Source organism: Streptomyces sp. NPDC048254, assembly GCF_043201895.1.
Taxonomy (GTDB): Bacteria; Actinomycetota; Actinomycetes; order Streptomycetales; family Streptomycetaceae; genus Streptomyces.
The window spans coordinates 86,862-111,187 of sequence record NZ_JBICZJ010000009.1 but is presented as its reverse complement, the minus strand read 5'-3'; the positions used below and the strand labels follow the sequence as shown (position 1 = coordinate 111,187).

Annotated in this window: 25 protein-coding genes; 17 read left to right on the top strand and 8 right to left on the bottom strand. The window is 71.6% G+C overall.

Annotated features, from left to right (window positions below; genetic code table 11):
* The first annotated feature begins 22 nt into the window (after positions 1-22).
* Positions 23-1,600 (top strand): FadD3 family acyl-CoA ligase, encoded by a 1,578-nt coding sequence (locus ACGFZQ_RS25090; RefSeq protein ID WP_393842190.1) that lies wholly within the window; start codon positions 23-25, stop codon positions 1,598-1,600.
* On the opposite strand, the gene ACGFZQ_RS25085 is transcribed toward ACGFZQ_RS25090, so the two are convergent.
* The gene (locus ACGFZQ_RS25085) at positions 1,597-2,442 is read right to left on the bottom strand and encodes an O-antigen ligase family protein (RefSeq protein WP_393842189.1); all 846 of its coding nucleotides are present in this window, start codon (positions 2,440-2,442) and stop codon (positions 1,597-1,599) included. The genes ACGFZQ_RS25090 and ACGFZQ_RS25085 overlap by 4 nt on opposite strands.
* Before the next feature lie 623 nt (positions 2,443-3,065).
* Here ACGFZQ_RS25085 and ACGFZQ_RS25080 point away from each other — a divergent pair.
* Entirely contained in the window at positions 3,066-3,230 is a 165-nt protein-coding gene (locus ACGFZQ_RS25080; RefSeq protein WP_393842188.1) for a hypothetical protein, read from the top strand.
* A gap of 84 nt (positions 3,231-3,314) precedes the next feature.
* Here ACGFZQ_RS25080 and ACGFZQ_RS25075 read toward each other — a convergent pair whose 3' ends face one another.
* Both ACGFZQ_RS25075 and ACGFZQ_RS25070 read right to left on the bottom strand, forming a co-directional pair.
* Positions 3,315-3,527, bottom strand: coding sequence for a hypothetical protein (locus ACGFZQ_RS25075; protein WP_393842187.1), 213 nt, complete (start codon positions 3,525-3,527; stop codon positions 3,315-3,317).
* A 207-nt stretch (positions 3,528-3,734) separates the two neighbouring features.
* On the bottom strand, positions 3,735-6,683 hold the full coding sequence (locus ACGFZQ_RS25070) for a BTAD domain-containing putative transcriptional regulator (protein WP_393842186.1): 2,949 nt from the start codon (positions 6,681-6,683) through the stop codon (positions 3,735-3,737).
* Between the two features lie 298 nt (positions 6,684-6,981).
* Here ACGFZQ_RS25070 and ACGFZQ_RS25065 point away from each other — a divergent pair, with 298 nt between their 5' ends.
* On the top strand, positions 6,982-8,211 hold the full coding sequence (locus ACGFZQ_RS25065) for an amidohydrolase family protein (RefSeq protein ID WP_393842185.1): 1,230 nt from the start codon (positions 6,982-6,984) through the stop codon (positions 8,209-8,211).
* 166 nt (positions 8,212-8,377) lie between these two features.
* On the opposite strand, the gene ACGFZQ_RS25060 is transcribed toward ACGFZQ_RS25065, so the two are convergent.
* Positions 8,378-9,265: a hypothetical protein gene (locus tag ACGFZQ_RS25060; protein WP_393842184.1), complete on the bottom strand. Its 888-nt coding sequence runs from the start codon at positions 9,263-9,265 to the stop codon at positions 8,378-8,380.
* A 334-nt stretch (positions 9,266-9,599) separates the two neighbouring features.
* On the opposite strand from ACGFZQ_RS25060, the gene ACGFZQ_RS25055 reads away from it, so the two are divergent.
* The 6 genes from ACGFZQ_RS25055 to ACGFZQ_RS25030 all read left to right on the top strand — a co-directional run bounded on the left by ACGFZQ_RS25055 (position 9,600) and on the right by ACGFZQ_RS25030 (position 16,845).
* Positions 9,600-10,505 (top strand): LLM class F420-dependent oxidoreductase, encoded by a 906-nt coding sequence (locus tag ACGFZQ_RS25055; protein ID WP_393842443.1) that lies wholly within the window; start codon positions 9,600-9,602, stop codon positions 10,503-10,505.
* A gap of 12 nt (positions 10,506-10,517) precedes the next feature.
* Positions 10,518-11,288: an SDR family NAD(P)-dependent oxidoreductase gene (locus ACGFZQ_RS25050; RefSeq protein ID WP_393842183.1), complete on the top strand. Its 771-nt coding sequence runs from the start codon at positions 10,518-10,520 to the stop codon at positions 11,286-11,288.
* 98 nt (positions 11,289-11,386) lie between these two features.
* On the top strand, positions 11,387-12,505 hold the full coding sequence (locus tag ACGFZQ_RS25045; RefSeq protein ID WP_393842182.1) for an LLM class flavin-dependent oxidoreductase: 1,119 nt from the start codon (positions 11,387-11,389) through the stop codon (positions 12,503-12,505).
* Positions 12,506-12,602: 97 nt separating this feature from the next.
* Positions 12,603-14,324 carry an amidohydrolase family protein gene (locus ACGFZQ_RS25040; RefSeq protein WP_393842181.1) on the top strand — a complete coding sequence of 574 codons (1,722 nt, stop codon included), beginning with the start codon at positions 12,603-12,605 and terminating at the stop codon, positions 14,322-14,324.
* Positions 14,321-15,781: an aldehyde dehydrogenase family protein gene (locus ACGFZQ_RS25035; protein ID WP_393842180.1), complete on the top strand. Its 1,461-nt coding sequence runs from the start codon at positions 14,321-14,323 to the stop codon at positions 15,779-15,781. Before ACGFZQ_RS25040 ends, ACGFZQ_RS25035 begins: the two co-directional genes overlap by 4 nt.
* A gap of 137 nt (positions 15,782-15,918) precedes the next feature.
* Positions 15,919-16,845: an NAD(P)H-binding protein gene (locus tag ACGFZQ_RS25030; RefSeq protein ID WP_393842179.1), complete on the top strand. Its 927-nt coding sequence runs from the start codon at positions 15,919-15,921 to the stop codon at positions 16,843-16,845.
* 52 nt (positions 16,846-16,897) lie between these two features.
* Here ACGFZQ_RS25030 and ACGFZQ_RS25025 read toward each other — a convergent pair whose 3' ends face one another.
* The gene (locus ACGFZQ_RS25025; RefSeq protein WP_393842178.1) at positions 16,898-17,293 is read right to left on the bottom strand and encodes a nitroreductase/quinone reductase family protein; all 396 of its coding nucleotides are present in this window, start codon (positions 17,291-17,293) and stop codon (positions 16,898-16,900) included.
* Between the two features lie 149 nt (positions 17,294-17,442).
* On the opposite strand from ACGFZQ_RS25025, the gene ACGFZQ_RS25020 reads away from it, so the two are divergent.
* From ACGFZQ_RS25020 to ACGFZQ_RS25010, 3 genes are all read left to right on the top strand, one after another.
* Positions 17,443-17,940 (top strand): hypothetical protein, encoded by a 498-nt coding sequence (locus tag ACGFZQ_RS25020; protein ID WP_393842177.1) that lies wholly within the window; start codon positions 17,443-17,445, stop codon positions 17,938-17,940.
* 203 nt (positions 17,941-18,143) lie between these two features.
* Positions 18,144-18,698, top strand: coding sequence for a DUF3455 domain-containing protein (locus ACGFZQ_RS25015; protein ID WP_351737334.1), 555 nt, complete (start codon positions 18,144-18,146; stop codon positions 18,696-18,698).
* A gap of 163 nt (positions 18,699-18,861) precedes the next feature.
* Positions 18,862-19,701, top strand: coding sequence for an endonuclease/exonuclease/phosphatase family protein (locus ACGFZQ_RS25010; RefSeq protein ID WP_393842176.1), 840 nt, complete (start codon positions 18,862-18,864; stop codon positions 19,699-19,701).
* Here the strand turns inward: ACGFZQ_RS25010 and ACGFZQ_RS25005 are convergent.
* Positions 19,684-19,866, bottom strand: a complete 183-nt coding sequence (locus tag ACGFZQ_RS25005) for a DUF397 domain-containing protein (protein ID WP_393842175.1) — start codon at positions 19,864-19,866, stop codon at positions 19,684-19,686. The genes ACGFZQ_RS25010 and ACGFZQ_RS25005 overlap by 18 nt on opposite strands.
* A 10-nt stretch (positions 19,867-19,876) precedes the next feature.
* A complete protein-coding gene (locus ACGFZQ_RS25000; RefSeq protein WP_393842174.1) occupies positions 19,877-20,731 on the bottom strand; it encodes a Scr1 family TA system antitoxin-like transcriptional regulator in 855 nt (284 codons plus the stop codon).
* A gap of 201 nt (positions 20,732-20,932) precedes the next feature.
* On the opposite strand from ACGFZQ_RS25000, the gene ACGFZQ_RS24995 reads away from it, so the two are divergent.
* The 5 genes from ACGFZQ_RS24995 (at position 20,933) to ACGFZQ_RS24975 (ending at position 23,739) form a co-directional block, all read left to right on the top strand.
* Positions 20,933-21,373: an ATP-binding protein gene (locus ACGFZQ_RS24995; RefSeq protein ID WP_393842173.1), complete on the top strand. Its 441-nt coding sequence runs from the start codon at positions 20,933-20,935 to the stop codon at positions 21,371-21,373.
* Positions 21,374-21,423: 50 nt separating this feature from the next.
* Positions 21,424-21,699 carry a hypothetical protein gene (locus tag ACGFZQ_RS24990; protein WP_393842172.1) on the top strand — a complete coding sequence of 92 codons (276 nt, stop codon included), beginning with the start codon at positions 21,424-21,426 and terminating at the stop codon, positions 21,697-21,699.
* Positions 21,696-21,977, top strand: a complete 282-nt coding sequence (locus ACGFZQ_RS24985; RefSeq protein ID WP_393842171.1) for a hypothetical protein — start codon at positions 21,696-21,698, stop codon at positions 21,975-21,977. The genes ACGFZQ_RS24990 and ACGFZQ_RS24985 overlap by 4 nt, the downstream gene beginning before the upstream one ends.
* Before the next feature lie 194 nt (positions 21,978-22,171).
* Positions 22,172-22,816: an RNA polymerase sigma factor gene (locus ACGFZQ_RS24980; RefSeq protein ID WP_393842170.1), complete on the top strand. Its 645-nt coding sequence runs from the start codon at positions 22,172-22,174 to the stop codon at positions 22,814-22,816.
* Entirely contained in the window at positions 22,813-23,739 is a 927-nt protein-coding gene (locus ACGFZQ_RS24975; RefSeq protein ID WP_393842169.1) for a CU044_5270 family protein, read from the top strand. Before ACGFZQ_RS24980 ends, ACGFZQ_RS24975 begins: the two co-directional genes overlap by 4 nt.
* Positions 23,740-23,791: 52 nt before the next feature.
* Here the strand turns inward: ACGFZQ_RS24975 and ACGFZQ_RS24970 are convergent, their stop codons facing one another.
* Positions 23,792-24,271: a hypothetical protein gene (locus tag ACGFZQ_RS24970; protein WP_393842168.1), complete on the bottom strand. Its 480-nt coding sequence runs from the start codon at positions 24,269-24,271 to the stop codon at positions 23,792-23,794.
* Between the last annotated feature and the right edge of the window lie 55 nt (positions 24,272-24,326).

Below are 24,326 nucleotides of genomic sequence, written 5' to 3'. Positions count from 1 at the left end.
GCTCTCGCCTGGGGAGGCCGTTGTGCGCGGTGACATGGAGTGGGGGACCGTTCCGGGGCTGGTGCGGTCGGCGGCCCGGCGGTACGCGGACGCCGAGGCGGTGGTGGACGGCCGTACCCGCGTCACCTACGCCGAGCTGGGCGCCCGGGTGGAACGGGCGGCCGCCGCCTGCATGGCGGCCGGCGTCGAGGCCGGCGACCGGGTGGCCGTCTGGGCGCCCAACTCCCTGGACTGGATCGTCGCGGCGCTGGGGGCGGTGTCGGCGGGCGGGGTGCTGGTCCCGCTGAACACCCGCTTCAAGGGCGCGGAGGCGGCGGACGTGCTGCGGCGGAGCGGGGCGCGTCTGCTGTTCGTGACGGGGACGTTCCTGGGCACGTCGTACGTGGCCTCGCTCAGGCGGGCGGCCGGGGAGGGGGACTCCCCGGGCCCGCTGCCGGGGCTGCCGCTGCTGCGGGACGTGGTGGTGCTGTCGCAGGACGCGCCGGTGGACTTCCGCACCTGGAAGGACTTCCTGGCGGCCGGGGAGGGCGTGCCGGCCGCAGAGGTCGCCGCCCGCGCGGCCGGGCTGGACGGCGACTCGCTCTCCGACATCGTCTTCACCTCCGGTACGACGGGCCGCCCCAAGGGCGCGGTGATCACGCACGCGCAGACCCTGCGGGCCTACGAGGTGTGGGCCGACCTGGCGGGCCTGCGCAGGGACGACCGCTACCTGATCGTGAACCCCTTCTTCCACACGTTCGGCTACAAGGCCGGGGTGATCGCCTGCCTGATGCGGGGCGCGACGATGATCCCGCAGCCGGTGTTCGACGTGGAGACGGTGCTGGCGAACGTCGCGGCGGAACGGGTCTCGGTCCTGCCCGGTCCCCCGACCCTCCACCAGTCGCTCCTGGACCACCCGGCGCGCGACACCCACGACCTCTCGGCGCTGCGGCTGGTGGTGACGGGAGCGGCGGTCGTACCCCTGCTCCTCGTCGAGCGCCTGCGCGGCGAACTGGGCGTCGAGACCGTCCTCACCGCGTACGGCCTCTCGGAGGCGAGCGGCATCGTGACGATGTGCCGCCGCGGGGACGCCCCTTCGGTGATCGCGTCGACCTCGGGGCGGGCGATCCCCGGCACGGAGGTACGGGTGGACGCGGCGCCGGGCGAGCCGGGCGAGGTACTGGTCCGGGGCTTCAACGTGATGCGCGGCTACTACGAGGACGCGACCGCGACCGCCGAGACGCTGACGGCGGACGGCTGGCTGCGCACGGGCGACGTCGGCGTCCTGGACGCGGCCGGGAACCTGCGGATCACCGACCGGCTGAAGGACATGTTCATCGTCGGCGGCTTCAACGCCTACCCGGCGGAGATAGAGCAACTGCTGGGCCTGCACCCGGATGTGGCGGACGTGGCGGTGATCGGCGTACCGGACGGGCGGCTGGGCGAGGTCGGCAGGGCGTTCGTGGTGCGCCGCCGGGGCTCGGCGCTGACCGGGGACGACCTGATCGCCTGGGCGCGCCGGGAGATGGCGAACTACAAGGTGCCGCGGGTGGTGGAGTTCGTGGGCGAACTGCCGCGGAACGCGAGCGGGAAGGTGGTGAAGGGGGAGCTGCGGGCCTAGACAGGACGGGTGCGGGTGCGGGCGGCGACGGATTGCGGGCTGTGCCGGGAAGCCGGACCCGGGTGTGGACGATGGTGTCGTCGTCCGGCACCACCCCCGGGCGGCGCCGCCACCCGCCCGGCGCCTCGGCCATCACCACACCCAGCACCAGCCAGAACAGCATGCTGATCCGGTCCAGGTTGGCCGGGTCGTCCAGCATGCCGGCGAGGAAGAAGCCGGTCAGCGAGGCGAGTCCGAACGTACCGGGCACGGACTTGGCGCGGGCGGCCCGCCCCGCGCTCGCCCAGGCCACGACGGTCACCGCGACGATCGCGATCAGCCCGAGGGGGGCCGGTCTCCACCAGCCAGTTGAGCCACAGGTTGTGGGCGTGCACGAACACCCGGTCCCCGGGGGCCGCGGCGGATATCGCCTCGCCGGACCGCCCGAGCCCCACCCCCAGCGGATTGCGCCGGGCCACCTGGAGCGCGGCCCGCCAGGCCTGCCCGCGCACGCCCAGCGAGTCCCCGGCCCTGGACACCGCCCAGATGACCCCGGCCGCGCCGAGCAGGCCCAGCCCGCCCACCACCGCGTACAGCCGCCGCTGCGCCCGGTCGGCGAGCCGGGGCGCCAGCCAGTAGGCGACGCCCAGGACGAGGAGCCCGGCGGCTCCCGCGACGTACCCGGCGCGGGAGAAGGTGGTGACCAGCGCCCCGTACCCGCCGACGACCATGACGACGATCGCCGTCCGGGCCGTGCGCTCGTCCACCGGCACGGCGGCCAGCAGGGCGAACGGCAGCAGCAGCACCAGGCAGGCGCCGAGCAGGTTGGGGTTGGCGAAGGTGCCGGTGGCCCGGATGCGCACGTCACCGCCGCCCGCGTCGCACGCGACGTCGGTGAGGAGCCCTGTGCGGCAGAAGCCGGTCGGGGTGGCGTTGGTGACCTGTGGTCGTCGCCGACACCGCCGTCTACCGCGACGACAGTCACCTCTCGGAGGCGTACGCCGAGGCGCTCGCCCCGGTTCTGGCGTCGTCGCTGGAACCTTCTCGTGGGTGTGCCCTGCAGATAACACTCACCCCACCGCCGCTGATCCCGCTGCGGCACCGAAGCGAAGACATCGGCAACGAATTCCGCCAACTGGCCGCGGAGCCCCCGACTTCTCCCGGCTTCACACCACGAAGATGCCCACCACCAGGTGAGGTCACTCGACGTAAGGGAGCACTACCAGGCCCTTGCGGTGGGCCCAGGCGTTGTCCGTGAGGACGCGCTGAAGGTCCTGATCTCGGCCATGCCGCACATGAGGGGGTGGACGGCGGTCGATTGCGCAACGCTGTCCGTGGACTGGTCCACGTGAAGGATGTTGCTCCAGTTGCTCGGCCATCTCCGCTGATGGAATCGGCGGACGCTGGATCAGCAACTCGCGGAGGATTCCTCAATAGGCGGGCGGGTTCACGTGATTCCACAACTCCGCACGCCATTCTCGCGTGGATGCGCTCATCCGGAAAGGGCCTGGCCGTGCTGGACGTGGTGGCGCTGCGTTGGGGCGTGGAGCGGGTGGCGGCGGGCAAGACGGTGTGGTGCGAGCTGGGCGACTCGTTCGAAGGCGGCGGGGCGGCTGCGGCGAGGTCCGGTTTGGTCCACGCCACGCAGTGACCCGAACCTCCCGTCGAACAAACCTCGGCCGCGACGGCTCCCCCTCCGCGCCGCCGCGGCCGATCCCCGTCGTGTGCGTGAGCCTTACGCCGTTTCGGACCCGGCGTGGTTCTCCAGGGTCTTCAAGATGCCCTCTTCCACGACGCCGGCGTGGTTCTCCAGCGGCTTGACGATTTCGTTCTCCGTGACGCTGCCGGCGTGGTTCTCCAGGGGCTCGACCGTCGAGGAGCCGTCGTCCGGGCTGCTGGCGTGGTTCTCCAGCGTGGCGATCTTCTGCTTCTTCGAGGCTTCGGTCATCGTCGGCACCTTTCTGCTGCGCTTCTGAGAAGACGATGTGCCTGTCCGGCGACTCCCCCGGGTGTCGCCGGACAGGCACATCAAGGCCGCTCACACTAAACGGTGGGGCCAAGTGCCGAGCCGTCTGCCCCCCGACGCGACGGCTGGCACTCATGAGAATGGCGTGCGGTGATAAACGAACGATGAACGTGCCGCCTGTCTGGCTTCTCAGGCCGTCGTGGCCGGCCTGAGAAGGGCCTTCACCTGCTCGGCCTCGGCCGCCCCGGACTGCTCGTGGATGATGAGGGCCTCGCTCCAGCATGCCCGGGCCCGGTCGGTCTGACCCAGTTGATTGAGAGCCAGCCCCAACGTGGTCAGTACGTTGGCCCGCATCCAGTCACCTCCGATGACGTGGAGGGCCAGTGCCTGCTCCGCGTGACGTGCCGCCAGGGCGAGCTGCCCGCCCGCGAGATGGGTCTCGGCGATACGGAAGTTGGCCGTGCCCTCCCAGAGACGCTGCCGGTTCTCCTGGAACAGCCGGAGCGCTTCGTGGAGTTCCTCCAGAGCCTCCGGACCGCGACCGGCCGCGCTGAGTGCGATACCGAGGGCAAGGCGTGCGTTGGCGACACGGAGGGTCAGCCCGAACTGGTCGAAGATGGCGAGTCCCCGCCTGGCCAGTTCGACTGCGCTGGTGAGACGCCCGAGTTTGACTTGGATGCGGGAGAGATTGCACAGCGCGGCGGCCTCGCCGGGCAGGTTTCCGTCCGCGCGGTAATTGGCGGCTGCCTCCTGGAGGTACTTCTCCCCGTCGTCGTTGCGCCCCTGGTAGAGAGCGATGATTCCCCGGTCGTTGGGTGCCCAGCAGCAGGGCGCGAGGTCTCCCGACTCCTGAGCGCGCAGGATCGCCAGGCGTGCCTCCTCGTCGGCCTGCGTGAACTTGTCCGACACCAGCAGCGCGTTGGTCAACGCGGTGCGCGCACGGCCTTCGGAACGGCTGTCGCCCATCTCCTGTGCCAGGTCCCGCAGGGCCACGGCGGTGCTTTCGTACTGATGGGAGTTCGCCCCGGATTCGGTGAGGTCCTTGGCGACCCACAACAGGTCCACCGCCCGCCTCAGCATGCCGTGCCCTGCGCTCTGCCGGACGCAGGCCAGGAGACACTCACCTTCCGCGTACAGCCAGTCCACCGCGGTCTTGGAGTCGGTAAAGGCCAGGCCCGGGTGGTTGGTGGGTTCGAGGTGATTCACCAACCGGTCTCCCGGCCGCTCGATCGCATAAACCCCTGCCGCCGTGGACAGATAGAAGTCGAGCAGCCGCGACATCGCCGCCTCGCCCTCGCTGGGGGGCTGTTCGTCGCGTTCCGCGCAGGCACGTGCGTAGAGCCGTACGAGGTCGTGGAAGCGGTAGCGGCCGGGGGCCGCCGATTCGAGCAGGGACGTGTCCACGAGGGTTTCGAGGAGGTCCTCGGTCCTGTCCTGCGGGAGGTTCAGGACGGCTGCCGCGGCCGCCAGCGACATGTCCGGGCCGTCGGCCAGGCCCAGCAGGCGGAAGGCGCGGGCCTGGGCCGGTTCGAGCTGGCCGTAGCCCAGCTCGAAGGTCGCCTTCACCGCGAGGTCGCCCGCCTGGAGTTCGTCCAGGCGGCGGCGTTCGTCGGCGAGCTTCGCCGCCAGCACCGACACCGTCCAGGTGCGGCGGGCCGCGAGACGCGACGCGGCGATGCGGATCGCGAGCGGGAGGAAGCCGCAGGCCGCCACCACGTCCAGGGCCGCCTCGCGCTCCGCGGCCACCCGCTCCTCGCCGACGATCCTCGTGAAGAGCTGGAGCGCCTCGTCGGGGGACATCACGTCCAGGTCGACCAGGTGCGCCCCGGCCAGGTCGACCATCCGGACACGAGAGGTGACCAGGGCCGCACAGCCCTCCGTACCGGGCAGCAGCGGCCGCACCTGGGCCGCGTCCTTCGCGTTGTCGAGCAGGACGAGGACCCGGCGGCCGTCCAGGACCGAGCGGTACAGGGCCGCCCGGTCGTCGAGGGAGTCGGGGATGGCGGAGCCCGGCGTACCGAGGGCGCGCAGGAAGGAGCCGAGGACCGTCTCCGGGTCCGCCGCCTGTGCCCCGGTGCCCTGGAGGTCGACGTACAACTGTCCGTCCGGGAAGCCCGACCGCGCATGGTGGGCCACGTGCACGGCGAGGGTGGTCTTGCCGACGCCTCCGATGCCCGCTAGCGCGGACACGGCCATCACCCGGCCCTCCGCCGAGGCCAGCACCTCGCTCAATTCGGCGACGAAGGCGGACCGGCCGGTGAAGTCGGGCACCGTGGCCGGGAGCTGGGCCGGACGGACCGGGACGGCCGGTGTTTCCGAGGCCGGGGACGGCGGCTCCGCCAGCGCCGGGTCGGCCTGCAGGATCCGCTGCTGCAGCTCGCGCAGGCCGGGGCGGGGGTCCACGCCGAGTTCCTCGGCGAGCAGGCGGCGGGTGTCGGCGTAGACCGCGAGGGCCTCCGCCTGCCGGCCGCTGCGGTACAGGGCGAGCATGAGGAGTTCACGGAGCCGCTCGCGGAGCGGGTGCGCCGCGGTCAGTGCCGTCAGCTCGGACACCGCCTCCGCGTGGCAGCCCTGCTCCAGGTCCATGTCCAGCCGGGACTCCAGGAGTTGCAGCCGCCACTCCTCCAGGCGGACCCGCTGCGCGTCGGCGTACGGGCCGGGGACGCCAGCCAGCGGCTCGCCGTCCCACAGGGCGAGCGCCCGGTTCAGCACGTCACGGGCGTGGGACAGGTCTCCGGCGCCGCGCGCCTTCTCCGCCCCGGCCGCCAGGTCCTGGGCGACCGCCAGGTCCAGGGCGCCCTCGCCCAGCCCCCGCACCGCGTACCCGCCGGACTCGCTGACCAGGACGCCCGGGTCCAGGATCTTCCGCAGCCGGGACGCGTACGTGCGTACCGCCGCCAGTGCCTGCGACGGCGGCTCGGTGCCCCACAGTGCGTCGATCAGCTCGCCCGCGGTCGCCGTGCGGCCCTCGCGCAGCAACAGGGCGGCGAGCAGGGCGCGTTGCTGGGGGGAGCCGGTGTTGAGCGGTTGTCCCTCGCGCCAGGCGCGCACCGGACCGAGCACACTGAAGCGCAACGCCGTCGCCTCCGTCGAGGAGGGGGCGCGCCGCTGCTCCGGTACCCGTGGTCCACCGTCCATGCCCGTCCCCCTAGACATCCCGCTTCACCCCGTCAGTCTGCCTTGTCCGGGCGGGCCGCGTCAGCCGGGGGAGACGCCGATCACAGGGCGACACACGGTGGTCCACACAGTCTTCACACGGCCGCGACCCCCGCCAGCAGGGCGGACGTCTGCCGGAACGATTCCGCGGGCGGATCGACGTCCTCCGCGCCGGAGTCGGTGAATCCCGCCGAGGGAATAGGCCGCCATCGCCGTAGCGCCTGACGAGCCGTCACCCTCGTAGCTGACGGCTCGTCAGATCGGCGCTACCGTGAGCGCCATGGACACCCAGGACGGCACGTTTCCGCTGATCATCTCCGTCGACGACCACACCGTGGAGCCGCCGGACGTCTGGCAGTCCCGCCTCCCGAAGAAGTACCTGGACACCGGGCCGCGCATAGTCCGCGCCCCGCTCCGCGAGATGAGCTTCCTCGGCGGCCGGTTCAAGCCCGTGATGGGCAGGCCCGGGGAGGACGGCCCCACCGGCGACTGGTGGATCTACGAGGACCTGCACCGCCCCCTCACCCGCCTCGACACCGCGGTCGGCTACAGCCGGGACGAGATCAAGCTGGAGGTGATCACGTACGAGCAGATGCGGGCGGGGTCGTACGACATCCCGCAGCGGCTCGCCGACATGGACGTCAACCACGTCCAGTCCGCCCTCTGTTTCCCGACGTTCCCGCGCTTCTGCGGGCAGACCTTCACCGAGGCCAAGGACCGCGAGCTGGCCCTGCTCTGCGTCCGGGCCTACAACGACTGGATGGTGGAGGAGTGGTGCGGCCCGCTGGCCCGGGGCCGTCAGATACCCCTCGCCCTCATCCCCCTGTGGGACGCCGGACTGGCGGCCGCGGAGGTCCGCCGGAACGCGGCCCGGGGTGTCCGCGCGGTCGCCTTCTCCGAGATCCCCCCGCACCTCGGGCTGCCCTCCGTCCACACCGACGACTGGGACCCCTTCCTCGCCGCCTGCGACGAGACCGGCACGGTCGTCGCCATGCACATCGGCTCCAGCAGCCGGATGCCCTCCACCTCCGCCGACGCGCCGCCCGCCGTCGGCTCCACCATCACCTTCGCCAACTGCTGCTTCTCGATGGTCGACTGGCTGATGAGCGGCAAGTTCGAGCGCTTCCCGAACCTGAAGGTGATGTACGCGGAGGGCCAGATCGGCTGGATCCCGTACATCCTGGAACGCGCCGACGTCGTCTGGGAGGAGAACCGCGCCTGGGGCGGCGTCGCCGACAAGGTCACCCGCCCGCCCTCCGAACTCTTCGCCGAGCACGTCTACGGCTGCTTCTTCGACGACGCCTTCGGCCTGAAGAACCTGGACGCGATCGGCGTCGGCAACGTCCTCTACGAGACCGACTACCCGCACTCCGACTCCACCTGGCCGAAGTCACGCGAGGTCGGCGAGGCCCAGATGGGCCACCTCGCCCCGGACGTGGTGGAGCGGATCGTCCGCGGGAACGCGATCGAACTGCTGGGGCTGACGGTCGACGGGCTGTGGGCGGGCTGATCCGGGTGCGCAGGCCCCCGTCCGCGGGGTGCCGTCACCGTCGCGCGCCCGCTGTCCCGGGCGCCTGGGCGTGGCAGTCCGGGTGCGCCCGGTCGCGGCCCCGGCGGAACGGGGGCCGCAACCGGGCGCGTGCGGGTATGTGGCGTCAGGTCCCTCGGCGCCGGCGTCAGCCGAGGAACACCGACGAGATCTTGTTGTCGAACCCGATCGACGCCAGGTCGGCGATGTCGCCCTGGACCACCTTGGACTCGCCCTTGCAGTTCTTCTCCGACCAGATCTTCAGGGTGCCGGAGGCCCGGAGGGAGGAGGCGGAGTCGTCGCGGGCGACGTTCTGGCAGCCGGAGCCGGCCAGGCCCTCGGAGGGGTCGCCGAAGTCGGTCTCGTCGGAGAGGACGACGCTGGTCGAGGCGGCCGTACCGGTCCCGGTGCCACCGGTGCCACCGGTGCCGCCCTGGTCCTGGGCCCCGGCCTTCTGCCCGTCCGGCGTCACGCCGAACCAGGTGCCGCCCACGCCCTGCCCGTTGGTGTCGCCGGGCTTGAGGTCCTTGCTGAAGCGGTAGACCGGCCAGCCGCCGACGGTCACCTGGAGGTTGCCGTCGGCCCGCTTGACCACGCCGACGTCGGACTTGGCCACCCCGTCGATGAAGATCTTGCCGCCCGGGGCGACGACGACCGGCGGCCAGGTGGTCGCGCACGCGTCGTTGCAGTTGGACTTGGACGGGTTCGCGGTGTCCTTGTCGAAGCGGTAGAGGGTGAAGCCCGCGCCGTTGACGACGACCGGGTTCAGATCGCCCGCCCGCGACGCGCTCAGCTGCACCCACTTCTTGGCGGCCGGGGTCGCCGCCGGCTTGCCGGCGGCGGTGGCCCAGTCGCCGGTCTTGGCGGGTGCGTGGTTCTGCTTCGCGGTGCCGCTGTCGAAGTGCAGGCTCTGCAGCGCGGTGCCGACCCCGTCCTTGGCCGCCGAGGCGGCCTCGTCGGTGGCGTTGCAGGCGGTCAGCAGCAGGGACGCGGCGACCGCGGTGGCGGCCAGCGCGGCGATGCGGTTGCGGATCATGTCGGTCTCCCCGTGTCCGGTGCGACCCGGACCCCCCGAGCCGTCGCCAGCCAGTACGAGCCCCTGCCGGGCCGTCCTCACCCGGTGACAGGCCCGGGACATGACCACGACGGCCTCGGGTCAATCGGTCAGAGAGGTGGACATTCTTCACCGGACGATCATTGCCCCCGGCCCTTGTCTGACGGTACGTCAGGTAAGACGATGGCTCCGACAGCTCGGATGTGACGATCCATCAGGTTCGACCCATCAGGTTCGATCCATCAGATTCGGTCCATCAGGTCCAGGAGGACGTGTGTCCATCCAAACCCTGCCGGACGGGCGCCCGGCGTACGGGATGCAACTCCCCGTCCAGTCCCAGTCCACCCTCTACGCGGAGCCCTGGGAGGCCGCCGCCGGTCCGGCGGACCTGGTGGCGATCGCCCGCGCCGCCGAGCACGCCGGCTTCGCCTACCTCGCCGTCTGTGACCACGTGGCGATCCCGCGCCGGCTGGCCGCCGCCATGAGCACGGTCTGGTACGACCCGGTCGCCACCCTGGCCCACCTGGCCGCCGTGACCGAGCGGATACGGCTGCTCAGCCATGTCGCCGTCGTGGGACTCCGGCACCCCCTCCTCTCCGCCAAGCAGTACGCGACCCTCGACCACCTCTCCGGCGGCCGCCTGATCCTCGGGGTCGGGGCCGGGCACGTGCGGGAGGAGTTCGAGGTGCTGGGGGTGGACTTCGAGCGGCGGGGCGCGGTGCTCGACGAGGCGATCGACGCGTTGCGCGCCGCGCTCGGACCGGACGAGTTCCCTTCCCACCACGGCAAGTTCTGCGACTTCGAGGGGCTCGGGCAGCGGCCCCGGCCCGCGCAGGAGCGGGTGCCGGTGTGGGTCGGCGGGTCCTCGCCGGCCGCCGTGCGGCGGGCCGCGCTCAAGGGTGACGGCTGGCTGCCGCAGGGCGACCCGCGGGACCGGCTCCCGGCGCAGATCGCCCGCCTGCGGCGGCTGCGCGAGGAGGCCGGCATCGAGGAGCCGCTGACCGTCGGCGCGATCACCGAACCGCTGTACATCGGCACCCCGGACTGGGCGGTGGGCCGCCGCACCCTCGCCGGCGCCCCGGAGGCCGTCGCCGAGTCGCTGCGGGCCTACGGCGCGATGGGCGTGCACCAGATCCAGGTGCGGTTCCGCAGCCGGAGCCGGGCCGAACTCATCGACCAGATAAGCATGTTCGGGGCGGACGTCGCGCCCTGGCTGAGCTGAGGAGCGGGTGGCATGGGCAAGCTGGACGGGCGGGTCGTCATCGTCACCGGGGCGGCGCGCGGACAGGGCGAGCAGGAGGCGCGGCTCTTCGTCGAGGAGGGCGCGCGCGTGGTCGTGGCGGATGTGCTGGACGACCTGGGCGAGGCGCTCGCCAAGGAGATCGGGGCCCGCTACGCCCACCTGGACGTGGGCGTGGAGGAGGAGTGGCAGGCCGCCGTCGCCGCCACGAAGCAGGCGTACGGCCGGCTCGACGGGCTGGTGAACAACGCGGGCATCCTGCGGTTCAACGCGCTGGTGGACACCCCTCTCGACGAGTTCATGCAGGTCGTGCAGGTGAACCAGGTCGGCTGCTTCCTGGGCATGAAGACGGTGGCGCCGGAGCTGGCCGACGGGGGGACCATCGTCAACACCGCGTCCTACACCGCGCTCACCGGCATGGCGGCCGTCGGCACCTACGCCGCGACCAAGCACGCGGTGCTCGGGCTCACCCGGGTCGCCGCGCTGGAGCTGGCCGGCCGGCGGATACGGGTCAACGCGATCTGCCCGGGGGCCATCGACACCGCGATGTCCAACCCGGCCCGGCTGGACCCCACCGCCGATCCGGCGGAGATGAGCCGGGCCCTGGACGAGCTGTACCGCAAGCTGGTGCCGCTGGGCCGGATCGGGCGGGCGGAGGAGGTGGCCAGGCTGGCGCTCTTCCTGACCTCGGACGACTCGTCGTACATCACCGGGCAGCCGTTCGTGATCGACGGGGGCTGGCTGGCCGGGGTCTCGGTCATCTGACGGGTCATCAGCTCTTGACGGTGGCAGCGGCCGGTGCGACAGTCGGCCAACGAACGGTATCTGACGGAGCGTCAGGAAATATGGGACGGTGAACCGCCTTGGAATTCGGGCTCTTTGTACAGGGATACGTGGGCAAGCGCGCCGAGACCGACCCGCTGGCCGAGCACAAGGCACTGATGGAGGAGACCGAGTACGTCATCGAGGCGGACAAGTCCGGCTTCAAGTACGCCTGGGCCTCCGAGCACCACTTCCTGGACGAGTACTCGCACCTGTCGGCGAACGACGTCTTCCTGGGGTACCTCGCGCACGCGACCGAGCGCATCCACCTCGGGTCCGGCATCTTCAACCCCCTCGCCCAGGTCAACCACCCGGTGAAGGTCGCCGAGAAGGTCGCCATGCTCGACCACCTCACCGGCAACCGCTTCGAGTTCGGCAGCGGGCGGGGGGCGGGGTCGCACGAGATCCTCGGGTTCATCCCTGGTGTGACCGACATGAACTACACCAAGGAGATCTGGGAGGAGACCATCGCCGAGTTCCCCAAGATGTGGCTCCAGGACGAGTACGCCGGCTTCCAGGGCAAGCACTGGCAGCTGCCGCCGCGGAAGGTGCTGCCGAAGCCGTACGGCAGGTCCCACCCGGCGATGTGGTACGCGGCCGGATCACCGCCGTCGTACGCCATGGCGGCGAAGAAGGGGCTGGGCGTGCTCGGCTTCAGCATCCAGAAGGTCTCCGACATGGAGTGGGTGCTTGAGCAGTACAAGACGGCGATCGTGAACGCGGAGCCGGTGGGTGACTTCGTCAACGACAACGTGATGGTGACGACGACGGCGATCTGTGCGCCGACCCACGACGAGGCGATCCGTATCGCCGCGTCCGGCGGGCTGCACTACCTCCCCTCGCTGGTGTTCCGGTACCACGACACGTTCCCAAGGCCCGAGGGCTTCCCGGTGTGGCCGGAGACGCTGCCCGAGTACACGCCGGAGTTCGTGGAGCTGCTCGTCGAGGAGGAGCTGCTGATCTGCGGCGATCCGGACGAGGTGCTGCGGCAGTGCAAGCGGTGGGAGCAGGCCGGGGCGGACCAGTTGAGCTTCGGGTTGCCGGTGGGGGTGCCGAAGGAGGAGACGCTGCAGACGATCCAGCTGATCGGGGAGCACGTGATTCCGAAGATCGATACGGATCCCGTTCACCGGACTTCGCGGTTCCGTCAGGGGGCCTGAGGTCTCGTCGGCGGGCGCGGATGCGTTGTGGCTGGTCGCGCAGTTCCCCGCGCCCCTGAGTATCCCCACCGAGCCGGAGTTCAAGGAGGCAACCGTCATGCTCGATCACGTCATCAGGGGCGCGACCGTCGTCGACGGTACCGGCGCGCCCGCTGTCCTCGCCGACGTCGGCATACGCGACGGCCGGATCGCCGTCATCGGTACCGTCACCGAGGAGTCCAGGACGTCCGAGGACGCCGCCGGGCTCGTCCTCGCCCCCGGGTTCGTCGACCCCCACACCCACTACGACGCGCAGCTCTTCTGGGACCCGTACGCGACGCCCTCTCTCAATCACGGGGTGACGACGGTCGCCGCCGGGAACTGTGGGTTCACGCTCGCCCCGCTGAAGCCGGGGGACGCCGACTACACGCGCCGGATGATGTCCAAGGTCGAGGGGATGTCGCTGGTCGCGCTGGAGGAGGGGGCGCCCTGGAGCTGGCGTGGCTTCGGGGAGTATCTGGACGCGCTCGAGGGGCGGATCGCCGTCAACGCCGGGTTCATGGTCGGGCACTGTGCCCTGCGCCGGTACGTGATGGGGCCGGACGCGGTCGGCGGGCAGCCCAGCGAGGAGCAGCTCGCCGAGATCGTACGGCTGCTGCACGAGGCCATGGACGCGGGCGCCTGGGGCTTCTCCACCACCCAGTCCAGCACGCACTCGGACGGGGACGGACAGCCGGTCGCCTCCCGGCACGCCCGCCCGGCGGAGCTGCTGGCCCTCTCGCGGGCCGTCGGGGAGCACGAGGGGACGCAGATCGAGGCGATCGTCGCCGGCTGCCTCGACCAGTTCAGCGACGCCGAGATCGAACTGTTCGCCGAGATGAGCGCGGTGGCCGGGCGGCCCCTGAACTGGAACGTGCTCACCGTGGACGCCGCCGTGCCGGAGCGGGTGCCCCGGCAGCTCCAGGCCAGCGAGCGGGCCCGGAAGGCGGGCGGCCGGGTGGTGGCGCTGACCATGCCGATCCTCACGCCGATGAACATGTCCCTGGGCACCTTCTGCGCGCTGAACCTGATCCCCGGCTGGGGCCCGATCCTCGGGCTGCCGGTACCGGAGCGGATCGAGCAGCTCCGGGACCCGGACGTACGCGCCCAGATGCTGGAGCGCGCCCACTCGAAGGAGGCCGGTGTCTTCCGGCGGCTGGCGAACTTCGGCCGGTACGTCATCGGCGACACCTACAGCGAGGCCAACGCCGGGCTGTCGGGCCGGGTGGTCAAGGACATCGCGGCGGAGCGGGGACAGGACCCCTTCCACTGCCTGGTCGAGATCTGCGCCGCCGACGGACTCCGTACGGTCCTGTGGCCCATGCCCACCGACAACGACCCCGCCTCCTGGGCGCTGCGCGCCGAGACCTGGCAGCACGAGGACGTGCTGCTGGGCGGGTCCGACGCGGGAGCGCATCTGGACCGGATGTGCGGGGCGCCGTACACGACCCGGTTCCTCGGGGACTGTCTGCGCGGGCGGAAGCTGCTCGGTCTGGAGCAGGCGGTGAAGATGCTGACCGACGACCCGGCCCGGCTCTTCGGGCTGCGGGAGCGGGGGCGGATCGCGGAGGGCTGGCATGCGGACCTCGTGCTCTTCGACCCGGAGCGGATCGCCGCCGGGCAGGCCACCCTGGTGCACGACCTGCCGGGAGACAGTCCCCGCCTGGACGCGAAGGCGATCGGGGTACGGGCGGTCTGGGTGAACGGGGTCGAGGCCATCCGCGACGACGTGGTCAGCGGTGCCGTACCCGGGAAGGTGCTGCGGTCCGGGCGGGACACCAGGACGGTGAGCACCCGGTGAGCGATGCGGGTGACGGGCAGCGGCTGTTCGTCGGGGGGCGCTGGGTGGACCCCGACGGCGGGCACTACGCCGTCGTCGACCCGGCGACCGAGGGGACCGTCGGCTGGGCTCCCGAGGCCTCCGAGGAGCAGGTCCTGGCCGCCTGCGCGGCCGCCCGGGAGGCCTTCGACGGCTGGTCGCGGACGCCGGCGGCGGAACGGGCGGCGGTGCTCGGCCGGGCCGCCGACATCATCCGGGGCCGGCTGACGGAGTACGCCGACCTGGCCCGGGCGGAGACCGGGGCGACGACCGGGACCGCCCGGGCGATGCAGGTGGGGGTGGCGGTCGCGCGGTTCCGCCGGTACGCCACCGTCGAGCCCGCCGAGTGGGCGATCCCGCCGCAGATCAACGAGGCCGGGCCGATGGGGAGGGCCGGGGTGATGGGCGCGCTGGCCGTGCGCCAGCCGGTGGGCGTGGTCAGCTGCATCACGTCGTACAACAACCCCTGGGCCAACCCGGCGGGCAAGGTCGCGCCCGCGCTGGCCATGGGCAACACGGTGGTGGTGAAACCGGCCCCGCAGGACCCGCTCTCCGTCTACCGCATGGCGGAGGCACTGGAGGCGGCGGGCGCCCCGCCGGGCGTGGTGAACGTCGTCTCCGGACGGTCGGCCGGTGTCGGCGAGACCGCCGTGGCCTCGCCCGACGTCGACATGGTGAGCTTCACCGGGTCCACGGCCGTCGGGCAGCGCATCGCCGAGGTGTGCGGGCGGGACATGAAACGACAGCTGATGGAGCTGGGCGGGAAGGGCGCGGCGGTCGTCCTCGCGGACGCGGACGTCGGCTCGGCGGTGGCGGGGATCGGCACCACCTTCTCCTTCTACAGCGGCCAGATCTGCACGGCACCCACGCGGGTCCTGGTGCAGCGGCCGTTGTACGACCGGCTCGTGGAGCAACTCGCCGCCTACGCGGGCCGGTTGAAGGTGGGCGACCCGGCGGAACCGGACACGGTGGTCGGACCGCTGATCACGGCCGAACACCGGGCGCGGGTGGAGTCGTACGTCGAAGTGGCGCGCAAGGAGGGCGCGACGGTGGTGACGGGCGGCGAACGGCCTCCCCTGGAAAAGGGGTTCTACCTCGGGCCCGCGGTGCTCGCCGACTGCCGTAACGACATGCGGGCCGCCCGCGAGGAGATCTTCGGCCCGGTCGTCTCCGTCATCCCCTTCGACGACGAGGAAGAGGGCATCGCCCTCGCCAACGACTCCGACTACGGCCTCATCGACTACGTCTGGTCGGGGGACGTGGCCCGTGCCTTCCGGGTGGCGCGGCGGCTTCGGGCGGGGGGCGTCGGGATCAACACCGTCGGGCGGAACATGGAGGCCCCCTTCGGCGGCTTCAAGAAGAGCGGGGTGGGCCGGGACGTCGGCTCCTACGCCCTGCACGCCTACAGCGAGGTGCAGGCGATCGTCTGGCCGGGGTGACCGGGGTGACTGGGGTGGGGGGACGCGTCGGCGAAGGCGGCTACTCCTGGCGGGTGGCCCGCGCGGCGGGGTGTGCCGGGGAGGCGGTCCGCGTGCCGTAGAAAGCCGGAGCGGGTTGCCGACTCTGGGAGGACGTCTTGCCGAGTGCTGATCCGATCCTGGTCACCGGTGCCGCCGGTGGTGTCGGAGGCGTGGGCGGGAGGGTCGTCACGGAGCTGCGCCGGCACGGGTTGCCGGTCCGCGCCCTCGTCCACCACGACGACGACCGTGCCACCGCGTTGCGGGCCGTCGACGGCGTCGAGGTGGTGGTCGGTGACCTCACGCGCGGCGCGGACGTGGTGGCCGCGCTGGAGGGGTGCCGCAGGGCCTACTACGGGATGAGCCCGTCGCCCGAATACCTGGAGGCCACGGCGATCGTGGCGGCGGCGGGGCTTGCGGGCGGCCGGCTCGAACTGCTGGTGCACATGTCCCAGATGACCGTCTCCCAGATGAGCCTCACCAGCAGCGCGGAGTCGCACCAGCAGCGGCTGCACTGGCTCTCCGAACACGTCCTCAACTGGTCCGGGCTGCCGGTCGTCCACGTCCGGCCGACGGTGTTCATGGAGAACCCGCTCTTCGGCATGCTCGCCGTGGCCTCCGTCCGGCGTGACGGCACCATCCGCCTCCCCTTCGGCACCGCACGCACCTCGCCGGTGGCCGCCCGCGACGTGGCCGCGGTGGTCACCCGGCTGCTGCTCGACCCTTCGCCGCAGGCCGGCCGGGTCTACGAACTGACCGGCGCCGCCTCCCGCGACATGACCGCGATCGCCGCCGAGTTCTCCGCCCTGCTGGGCCGCACCGTGACATACGTCGACGTGCCGTACGACGAATGGATCGAGCACGACCTCAAGCCGCTGGGCCTGCCGCCGCATCTCTTCGACCACATCGCCACGATGGCCCGGCTGCACGGGGAGAACCGCTACGACCGCGCGACCGACGACGTGACGGAACTCCTGGGCCGCCCGCCGTCGGGCTTCGACAGCCTGCTGGAAGCCACGCCGGGACCGCGGGCAGGGCAGGGGTAGCCGCCGGAGCGGCAGGAGCACCGGCGGCCCGGCGGCCGGCACCCGGTCCCGCTCAGCCGTCCAGGTCCACCCGCACCGTCAGCAGGTTCGTCCCGAGCAGCCGTACGGCCGCGCTGTTGCCGCGGGGCAGGGTGCGCAGCCGGGCCACCGGGTCGTCGTCGGGCATGAGGTGGGCCGTCCCCGCGTGCCACTTCCCCCCGATGCGGACCCGCACCCTCGGGTCGGCCTTGATGTTGCGGACGTACTGCGAGTTCTCGCCGAACTCCGACACCAGCCAGAAGGCACCGCCGACCCGCCGGCCGCCCAGCGGTGTGCGGCGGGGCAGCCCGGAGGTGCGCCCGGTGGTCTCCAGGAGGGTCTGGAAGGGGAGGAGCCGGGTCAGCGGATTGGCGACATGACGCTGGAAGGCGGTGGTGGCGCGGAAACGGGTGTCGGTGGGGCGGGGCATGGTCCGTGCGACTCCTCATGGTTGCTGCCGTAGCTGCCTTGTCTCCATGGTCCCCGACACGCACGCGAGGTGCTTGCGGCATCGGGAAACCGGGTGGCCGCCGATACCGTCTCTCATGCCGACAGCAGGCACTTTTGTTGGAGGCGCCGATGGCCGTGGTCGGCCTGTTCTGGATCACCGAGGACGCCGTGTACCTGGGGGCCGAGCCCGTCGGTACGGCGTCCGGGGTACGACTGACGGAGGACGGCGTCGAAGCCCTCGGCATCGACCACGGCACCTACCGGAGCTGGAGCGAGGTGCGGCGGATCGAGGTCCGTGACGTGCCCGTGCGGTCCGCCGGCCGGCGCCTGGTGTCCATGGCCATCGACTCGCTGCTCGTGGCGGTGACCGGCGACGGCGAACTTCCGCCCGCCTACACCGTGCGGGTGGAGACCGCCGAGGACACCGTCGAGGTGAGCGTTCTCTCGGCCGTCGCCGGCGGCATCTACCAGCCGGTCGAGTACGACCTCTCCCGCACCCTCCTGGCCCGGATCGCCGACGGCCGCACGACCGTCGCCGACCTGCTGGCATGGCGCCGGGACCACGCGGACGGCACCCCGCCCCGCGAGGAACGCGAGGCGCTGCTGCGCAAGTGGGCCGACGGCTAGCCCCGAGGTGTCAACGAGGGCTGCTCGCTTGCCCTTTGGGGTCCGGGAGGCGTCCTGTGCGGGCAGGGATCGGGCAATCGGCTCCGGAAGCGCTGGCGGATCAGTAGCGTTCCGACATGACAAGGGGGACGGCCGGTTTCCGGTTTGTCGATGTCCGGCCGCTCCCTTCCTCTGCCACGCACGAAATCCTTGGAGACCACTCCATGAAGCACGTCAAGAGAATCGCCCTGACCACCACGGCCGTCGCCGCCGCAGCCGCCGCCACCCTGCTCGGCACGACGGCCGTCCAGGCCTCGTCCGCGAAGCCCGCCGCCCTCCCGGCGGTGCACGCCCCCGCCGCGCTGGCGGTGCCCGACGGCAACAAGCTGACCGGCGTCTACTCCGCGCACGGCGTACAGACCTACACCTGCACCGACGGCGCCTGGAAGCTCCTGGAGCCCGCCGCCACCCTCTCCGACAAGAGGGACCGCGCCCACCGCCCGGTCGCCCTGCACTCCCGTGGCCCGGTCTGGGTCTCCACGGTCGACGGCAGCGCGGTCAACGCCTCGGCGCTCGTCACCTCCCCCAAGGAGGGCACCATCCCCGAGCTGCTCCTGAAGGCCACGGCCACGCGCGGCGCCGGGACGTTCGAGGGCGTCACCTACGTCCAGCGCCTGAACACGGAGGGCGGCGTCGCCCCGGCCGCCGCCTGCACCGGCACCGACCAGGTGTCGGTGCCGTACTCCGCGACGTACGCGTTCTACAAGGCGACCGTGTGACCTAGCCGCTGAGAGCGGCCCGGGTCGTCGTCGGGCAGCAGGTGGGCGGGCGGTGCCGTGGCGCCACCGCCCACCGATCCGCACGCACTGGTCCCTGACCCGCCGGTTTCCTCTTCGATGTCTCTCATGCTTCCCCTACGAGAGACGGTGGCCCGTGCGGATCATGACCTGGAACCTGTGGTGGCGCTTCGGGCCCTGGGCGGAACGGCAGAAGGCGATCCTCGCCGTGCTGCGCGAGCTGCGGCCGGACGTGGTCGGCCTGCAGGAGGTGTGGGCGGCCGACGGCGAGAACCTCGCCGGGTGGCTCGCCGGTGAACTCGGTCTGCACTGGGCCTGGGCCGCCTCCCCGGCCTCCGAGCGCTGGCAGCGGCGGATCGGGGAGCCGGGCACCGAGATCGGCAACGCGGTGCTCAGCCGCTGGCCCGTGGTGGAGAGCGAGATGCTGCGACTGCCGGCGCCACCGGAACTCGACGACGGACGCCTCGCTCTCTACGCCCGCCTCGCCGCCCCCGCCCACCACGTGCCCTTCTTCACCGTCCACCTGACCTCACAGCTGCACCTGTCGGCCGTACGCGGCGAACAGGTCACCGCGCTGGCCGAGTTCGTCGCCGCGCACCGTGCGGGCACCGACTTCCCGCCCGTCGTCACCGGTGACTTCAACGCCTGGCCGGACTCCGACGAGATCCGCCGGTTCGGCGGGGTCCGCACCGCACCTGTCGTACCGGGCCAGGTCTTCTTGGACGCCTGGGAGTACGCCGACCCGACCACCCCCTCCGCCACCTGGGACAACGCCAACCCGTATGTCCATCCGGGCCTCGGCCCCAGCGTCCGCGTCGACTACATCCACGTCGGCGCACCGGCCGGCCCCGACGGCATCGGGACAGTGCTGGCCGTACGACGGGCCGGGGAAGGGCCGGTCGACGGGGTGTGGCCGTCGGACCATGCGGCGGTCGTCGCGGACCTGGCCGACGGCGGCCGTGCGGGCTCACTGTCCGGCGTTTGACTTCAGCAGACGGAGAAGAGCGCCGAAGGCTTCGGCGCTGACGGTGAGGACGGTTCTGGGCGGGTCGGCGTCGGCTATGTGGACGGTGGTGGGGGCGGTGGATATGTGGACACAGGCCTCGCCTTCTTGGCAGTGCGACGACTTCCGCCAGCGGCTCGTGGACATATCGGCTCCTTCACAGGTTCTGGGTGACGGCGTGGATCAGGTCCCGGGACTTCGCAGGGCTGAGGGCGGTGGCTTCGACGACGTCCAGGAGGCGTCGGTACTTCTCCAAGTGAGCCTCGGCGTCGAGCAGTACAGGCCCGTGGAACTGGTCGAGCTGTACGGTGTCCAGTTCCGCCACAGGGCCACACAGGTAGTTGATGGACTGGCCCGATCCCGGGAAGGCCCCGACGTCGAAGGGAAGCACCCGAAGGGTGATGTGGTCCCGCAGGCTCATGTCGATCAGATGCCTGAGCTGCTGCCGGGCCACTCGTCGACCGCCGACCCGCATGTGCAGGGCTGCTTCGTGGATCACGGTGCTGTACGGATTCGGGTTCTCCCGGAACACCACGTCCTGGCGCTTGATGCGGTGTGAGACCCGATGCTCGACTTCCGGCGGGGTGGGGGTCGGGATCGCCCGGCTGAAGATCTCCCGGGCGTGCTCACCGATCTGGAGCATGCCGGGAACGTGCGAGGTGAAGGCGGTGCGGATGGCCGTCGCGTGGTGCTCCAGCTCCGCGAGGGTGAGCAGCCCCGACGGAAGCACCTCGCGGTAGGCGTCCCACCACCAGCCGCGCGTTTTCTCCGCGGCCATGTCCGCCAGGGCGTCGATGTAGGACTGGTTCGTGCACGAGTAGATGTGGGCCATCGCCCGGACGCGGTCGGGGCTCACTCCGAACCTGGCCGACTCCACGTTGCTGAGTTGACCCGAACTGGTACCGAGCATCTGTGCGGCTTCGGTGGAGGACAGACCCGCCCGCTCGCGGAGTTTACGCAGCTCGGTGGCGAGCCGGACGCGTCGGGCCGTGGGCGCGGGCCTTGGCGTCATGAGACCTCCTGTAGGCGGGCGTGCGGCGGGATTGTCACTCACACGAGGGAGAAAGCGCCGAGATTATTCGGATACTCGCAAAGCTGCTTTGCGAAGCCTCTATCTTCGATCCCAGGCGCCATGCCTGGAAGCGCACCGTGGGACGCCGCGGCGGAGACACCAGGCACCCGTCCAACTCCCCTCAGCGACCGGAGACTTCCGATGGTCACCGTATCCCCGTCCTGGAACTACACCCTGCACCTTCCGCACGATCCACGCGCACCGGGTATCGCACGGGGCACCCTCAGACTGATTCTCGCCGCCCACGAGATGCCCGAGCTCACCCCCACCGCGGAGCTCGTGGCGGCGGAGCTGCTGGCCAACTCGCACTGTCACACGAAGGGGCCGTACGCACTCCGCCTCCGCTCGGCCGAGTCCGGTCGCCTCCGTGTGGCCGTATGGGACACGGACCCGCACGTCCCGCCCGGTTTCTCGAACGCACCCGCCCCGCCCCCTCCACCCGACGCCGAGCACGGCCGCGGACTGCCCCTGGTGCGGGCCTGCGCGGACACCTGGGGCGCGTCGGCGCTCCGCGAGCCGGGCATGTCGGCGGGCGGCAAGCTGCTGTGGGCCGAGTGCGGAGGCGGGGCGGCGGCGTGGTGACCAGGGCCATACTGGGAGCTGGAGCGATGCCCCTTCATCAGGAGCTGATCATGAGCGCACAGCCCGAGCACGGTTGGGGAGCGATGCCGCTGCCGGAGATCCGGACCGTGGACGACCTGCGCAGCGCGCTCGGCCGCTACGGCTTCCCGGGCGACCGCGAGCGCTTCGAGGAGGAGCTGGCGGCTGCCATAGGAGCATCGCCGACCAACGACTTCGCCGGCGCCGCGGCCGTGGTACGGGCCTACCGGCACCGGGTCCTGATCAGGAACTCGCCTGAGATCATGACGGCGCTGGAGGACGCACGAGCCGGAGGCGGCGGCGCGTGAACGACGTCCCGTTGGAGGAGGCCGAGCCCGCCAGGAAGGCATTCGGCGACCTGACGGAGGGGGAGCGGGAAGTGGTGCGGGAAGCGCTGAGCGTGATCGCACGGGATCCGTCGGCCGGCCGCGAGATTCCCGGTTGGCGCCCTCCTTCTGCCGAGTACACGTACACGACACCGCTCGCCCGCGACTCGGCCGAGGCGATCACGGTCGTGTACACGCACACCCCAGGCATGGGCGTGACCGTCGTGTACTACTTCCGCGATCCACAGGTCGTGGACTGAGCCGATTCCGGGGAGCCCCAACAGCGCGATGATCGACCAGTGGGCGCAGCCATCGACGCCCGACGTGCCCTGAACCCCCGTTGAAGCGCGCAGGTGTGCCTTTGGCTCTTTCCGTGGAGCCGGGCGAACGCTCCCGCCCGCTCCCGACAAGTAAGGGGTGTGGCCGCGATCGCGTGGCCGTGGAAGGGGACCCGATGGAACCGGACAACCTGGATGGCTCGGACGGCTCGGATGGCTCGGAAGACTCGGACGACGAGAGTCTGCTCGCCCGTTCGGCCCGTGACCCGGCGGCCTTCGAGCCGCTGGTCGAGCGGCACGCCGGCGTACTGCACGGCTATCTGATCCGCCGCGCGCCTGCCGCCGCCGACGATCTGCTGGCGGAGGTCTGGTTGCAGGCCTACGCGAGCCGCCGCACCTTCGACGCCGCCCGTGGCACGGCCCGTACCTGGCTGTTCGGGGTGGCCAGGAACGTACTTGCCGCGCACTGGCGGCAAGGCGGACGGGAAGAGGCGGCGGCGCCGGGAACACCCGGCGACCGCGCCGACACCGACCCGTGGCAGGGGGTCGACGAACGGCTGGACGCGGCGGCGGTCGCGCCGTTCCTGCGGCGCAGCATCGCCGGACTCCCGCATGTGGAACGCGAGTTGCTGCTCCTTGTCGCCTGGGAGCGGCTCACCCCGACCGAGGCCGCGGCCGTGGTCGGCGTTCCCCCGGGCACCGCGAGATCCCGTCTGCACCGCGCCCGCGCACGGCTGCGCGAGGCACTCGCATCGACCAGCACCAGCACCAGCACCGGCGCCCACGCCCCCACGTTCGACCGGACGGGAGACCTCGCATGACCACGACCGAGCCTGATGTCCTCGACTTCCCCGGCGCCGACGCCCTGGCGGCCGCGGGGCGGGTCGAGCCGCCGAGCGCGTCGGCCGTCGCCGCGGCGCGGGCCGCCGTACGGGAGGCGGTGGCCCGCGACACTGCGGACGCCGTCCCGCTGCGGCCGCGCGGACGGGTCCGGCGACGGTTCGTGGGGGCGGCCCTGGCCGTCGCGGCGGTCACCGCCACCGTTCTCGTCTACCCGACGGTCTCGTTCGACGGCGGCACCCCGGCCGCGAGCGCCGACGCGGCGGCCTTCCTGAACCGCGTCGCGGACACGGCGGCGGACGGGGACACATCCGCCGCGAACGCCCCGTACTGGAAGGTGCGCGTGCGCTTCACCGGCACGGTGCGGGGGGTGGGCAGCGGGCCCCAGACGACCTGGTACAGCCCGACGGCCGTCTACCTTCCTACCCCGGGGGCGGAGACGAAGCGCTGCCACGACGGCTTCTGCAAGTTTCCCGGAGAGATGTCCTGGACGATCGGGAAGACCAAGGTGACCTGGGACGAACTCGACGAACTGCCCACCGATCCGGCGGCCCTGAAGGCCCGGCTGTTCGAAGACGCGGCGGGTGTCTCCGCCTCGCAAGGGTCCCTCTACAACGGCATCGTGAAGATGCTCGCCACCTCGCCGTCGAGCCCCGCGTTGCGCGCCGCCCTGTTCGAGATCCTGGCCGAGATGGACGACGTACACCTCGTCGGCACGGTGAAGGACAGCGCGGGACGGCGCGGTACGGCCGTGGAGTGGCAGGGCTCCGAGTTGCACGCCCGACTGATCGTCGACCCCGCGACCAGCGCCGTCCTGGAACTCCGGCAGACGGGTTTCCCGACGCGTACCGCACGCATGGTCAGCACCTATCTGTCCGTGGGCCCGGCCTGGAAGCTCGGCTGAGGTCGCACCGCTCCGCCTGCCCCCGGTGGCCGAGGGCAGGGGGTGCGGGTCGTCAGCGCGCGGTGACCAGTTTCTGTGTGCTGGTGACCGTGCCGTCGGCGTGCTGGGTGAGCCGGACGACCAGGACAAGCCGGCGGTCGGCCGGTGCGGTCACATAGAACGGCCGGCCCTTGTTCAGGCCGGGTGCCTTGAACTCCACGCGGGATCCGAAGGCTCCGGCGGCCATCTCGCAGCCCTTGGCCGCTGTCCCGTCGAACGGATCACGGTCGTGACCGGTGGGCTCGACGTCGTAGTCGACCTTCCTGTCGTCAGGCCGGGCTACCGTCCCGATGTTCATCGTGACCCATGCGTGGACTTTCACGTCCGAGCAGACGGAGACCGAACTGACGGTTTTCAGATCGGGGTCGCCGAGTTCCTTGCCCTCGGCGTCTTTCACGGTCAACAGGACGGTGCCCGCCAAGGCGGCGGCCCCCACGACGATGATGGCGGCACCGAGCAGAATCATCGAGCGCGTGCGGACCATCGGGAACATGACCCCTCCGGGGGAGACTGTGGGCTACGGCTCTGGTCCGGCTGTCTGCCGGCGT

Excerpts from the sequence above, each read along its gene's own strand:
- ACGFZQ_RS25065 (WP_393842185.1), top strand. The coding sequence starts at position 6,982 with ATGGACACCCAGGACGGCACGTTTCCGCTGATCATCTCCGTCGACGAC.
- ACGFZQ_RS25040 (WP_393842181.1), top strand. The coding sequence starts at position 12,603 with ATGCTCGATCACGTCATCAGGGGCGCGACCGTCGTCGACGGTACCGGC.
- ACGFZQ_RS24975 (WP_393842169.1), top strand. The coding sequence starts at position 22,813 with ATGACCACGACCGAGCCTGATGTCCTCGACTTCCCCGGCGCCGACGCC.
- ACGFZQ_RS25070 (WP_393842186.1), bottom strand. The coding sequence starts at position 6,683 with ATGGACGGTGGACCACGGGTACCGGAGCAGCGGCGCGCCCCCTCCTCG.
- ACGFZQ_RS25015 (WP_351737334.1), top strand. The coding sequence starts at position 18,144 with ATGAAGCACGTCAAGAGAATCGCCCTGACCACCACGGCCGTCGCCGCC.
- ACGFZQ_RS25055 (WP_393842443.1), top strand. The coding sequence starts at position 9,600 with ATGCAACTCCCCGTCCAGTCCCAGTCCACCCTCTACGCGGAGCCCTGG.
- ACGFZQ_RS25005 (WP_393842175.1), bottom strand. The coding sequence starts at position 19,866 with ATGTCCACGAGCCGCTGGCGGAAGTCGTCGCACTGCCAAGAAGGCGAG.
- ACGFZQ_RS25075 (WP_393842187.1), bottom strand. The coding sequence starts at position 3,527 with ATGACCGAAGCCTCGAAGAAGCAGAAGATCGCCACGCTGGAGAACCAC.
- ACGFZQ_RS25010 (WP_393842176.1), top strand. The coding sequence starts at position 18,862 with ATGACCTGGAACCTGTGGTGGCGCTTCGGGCCCTGGGCGGAACGGCAG.
- ACGFZQ_RS25000 (WP_393842174.1), bottom strand. The coding sequence starts at position 20,731 with ATGACGCCAAGGCCCGCGCCCACGGCCCGACGCGTCCGGCTCGCCACC.
- ACGFZQ_RS24970 (WP_393842168.1), bottom strand. The coding sequence starts at position 24,271 with ATGTTCCCGATGGTCCGCACGCGCTCGATGATTCTGCTCGGTGCCGCC.
- ACGFZQ_RS25050 (WP_393842183.1), top strand. The coding sequence starts at position 10,518 with ATGGGCAAGCTGGACGGGCGGGTCGTCATCGTCACCGGGGCGGCGCGC.
- ACGFZQ_RS25020 (WP_393842177.1), top strand. The coding sequence starts at position 17,443 with ATGGCCGTGGTCGGCCTGTTCTGGATCACCGAGGACGCCGTGTACCTG.
- ACGFZQ_RS25060 (WP_393842184.1), bottom strand. The coding sequence starts at position 9,265 with ATGATCCGCAACCGCATCGCCGCGCTGGCCGCCACCGCGGTCGCCGCG.
- ACGFZQ_RS24990 (WP_393842172.1), top strand. The coding sequence starts at position 21,424 with ATGAGCGCACAGCCCGAGCACGGTTGGGGAGCGATGCCGCTGCCGGAG.
- ACGFZQ_RS24995 (WP_393842173.1), top strand. The coding sequence starts at position 20,933 with ATGGTCACCGTATCCCCGTCCTGGAACTACACCCTGCACCTTCCGCAC.
- ACGFZQ_RS25080 (WP_393842188.1), top strand. The coding sequence starts at position 3,066 with ATGCGCTCATCCGGAAAGGGCCTGGCCGTGCTGGACGTGGTGGCGCTG.
- ACGFZQ_RS24980 (WP_393842170.1), top strand. The coding sequence starts at position 22,172 with ATGGAACCGGACAACCTGGATGGCTCGGACGGCTCGGATGGCTCGGAA.
- ACGFZQ_RS25025 (WP_393842178.1), bottom strand. The coding sequence starts at position 17,293 with ATGCCCCGCCCCACCGACACCCGTTTCCGCGCCACCACCGCCTTCCAG.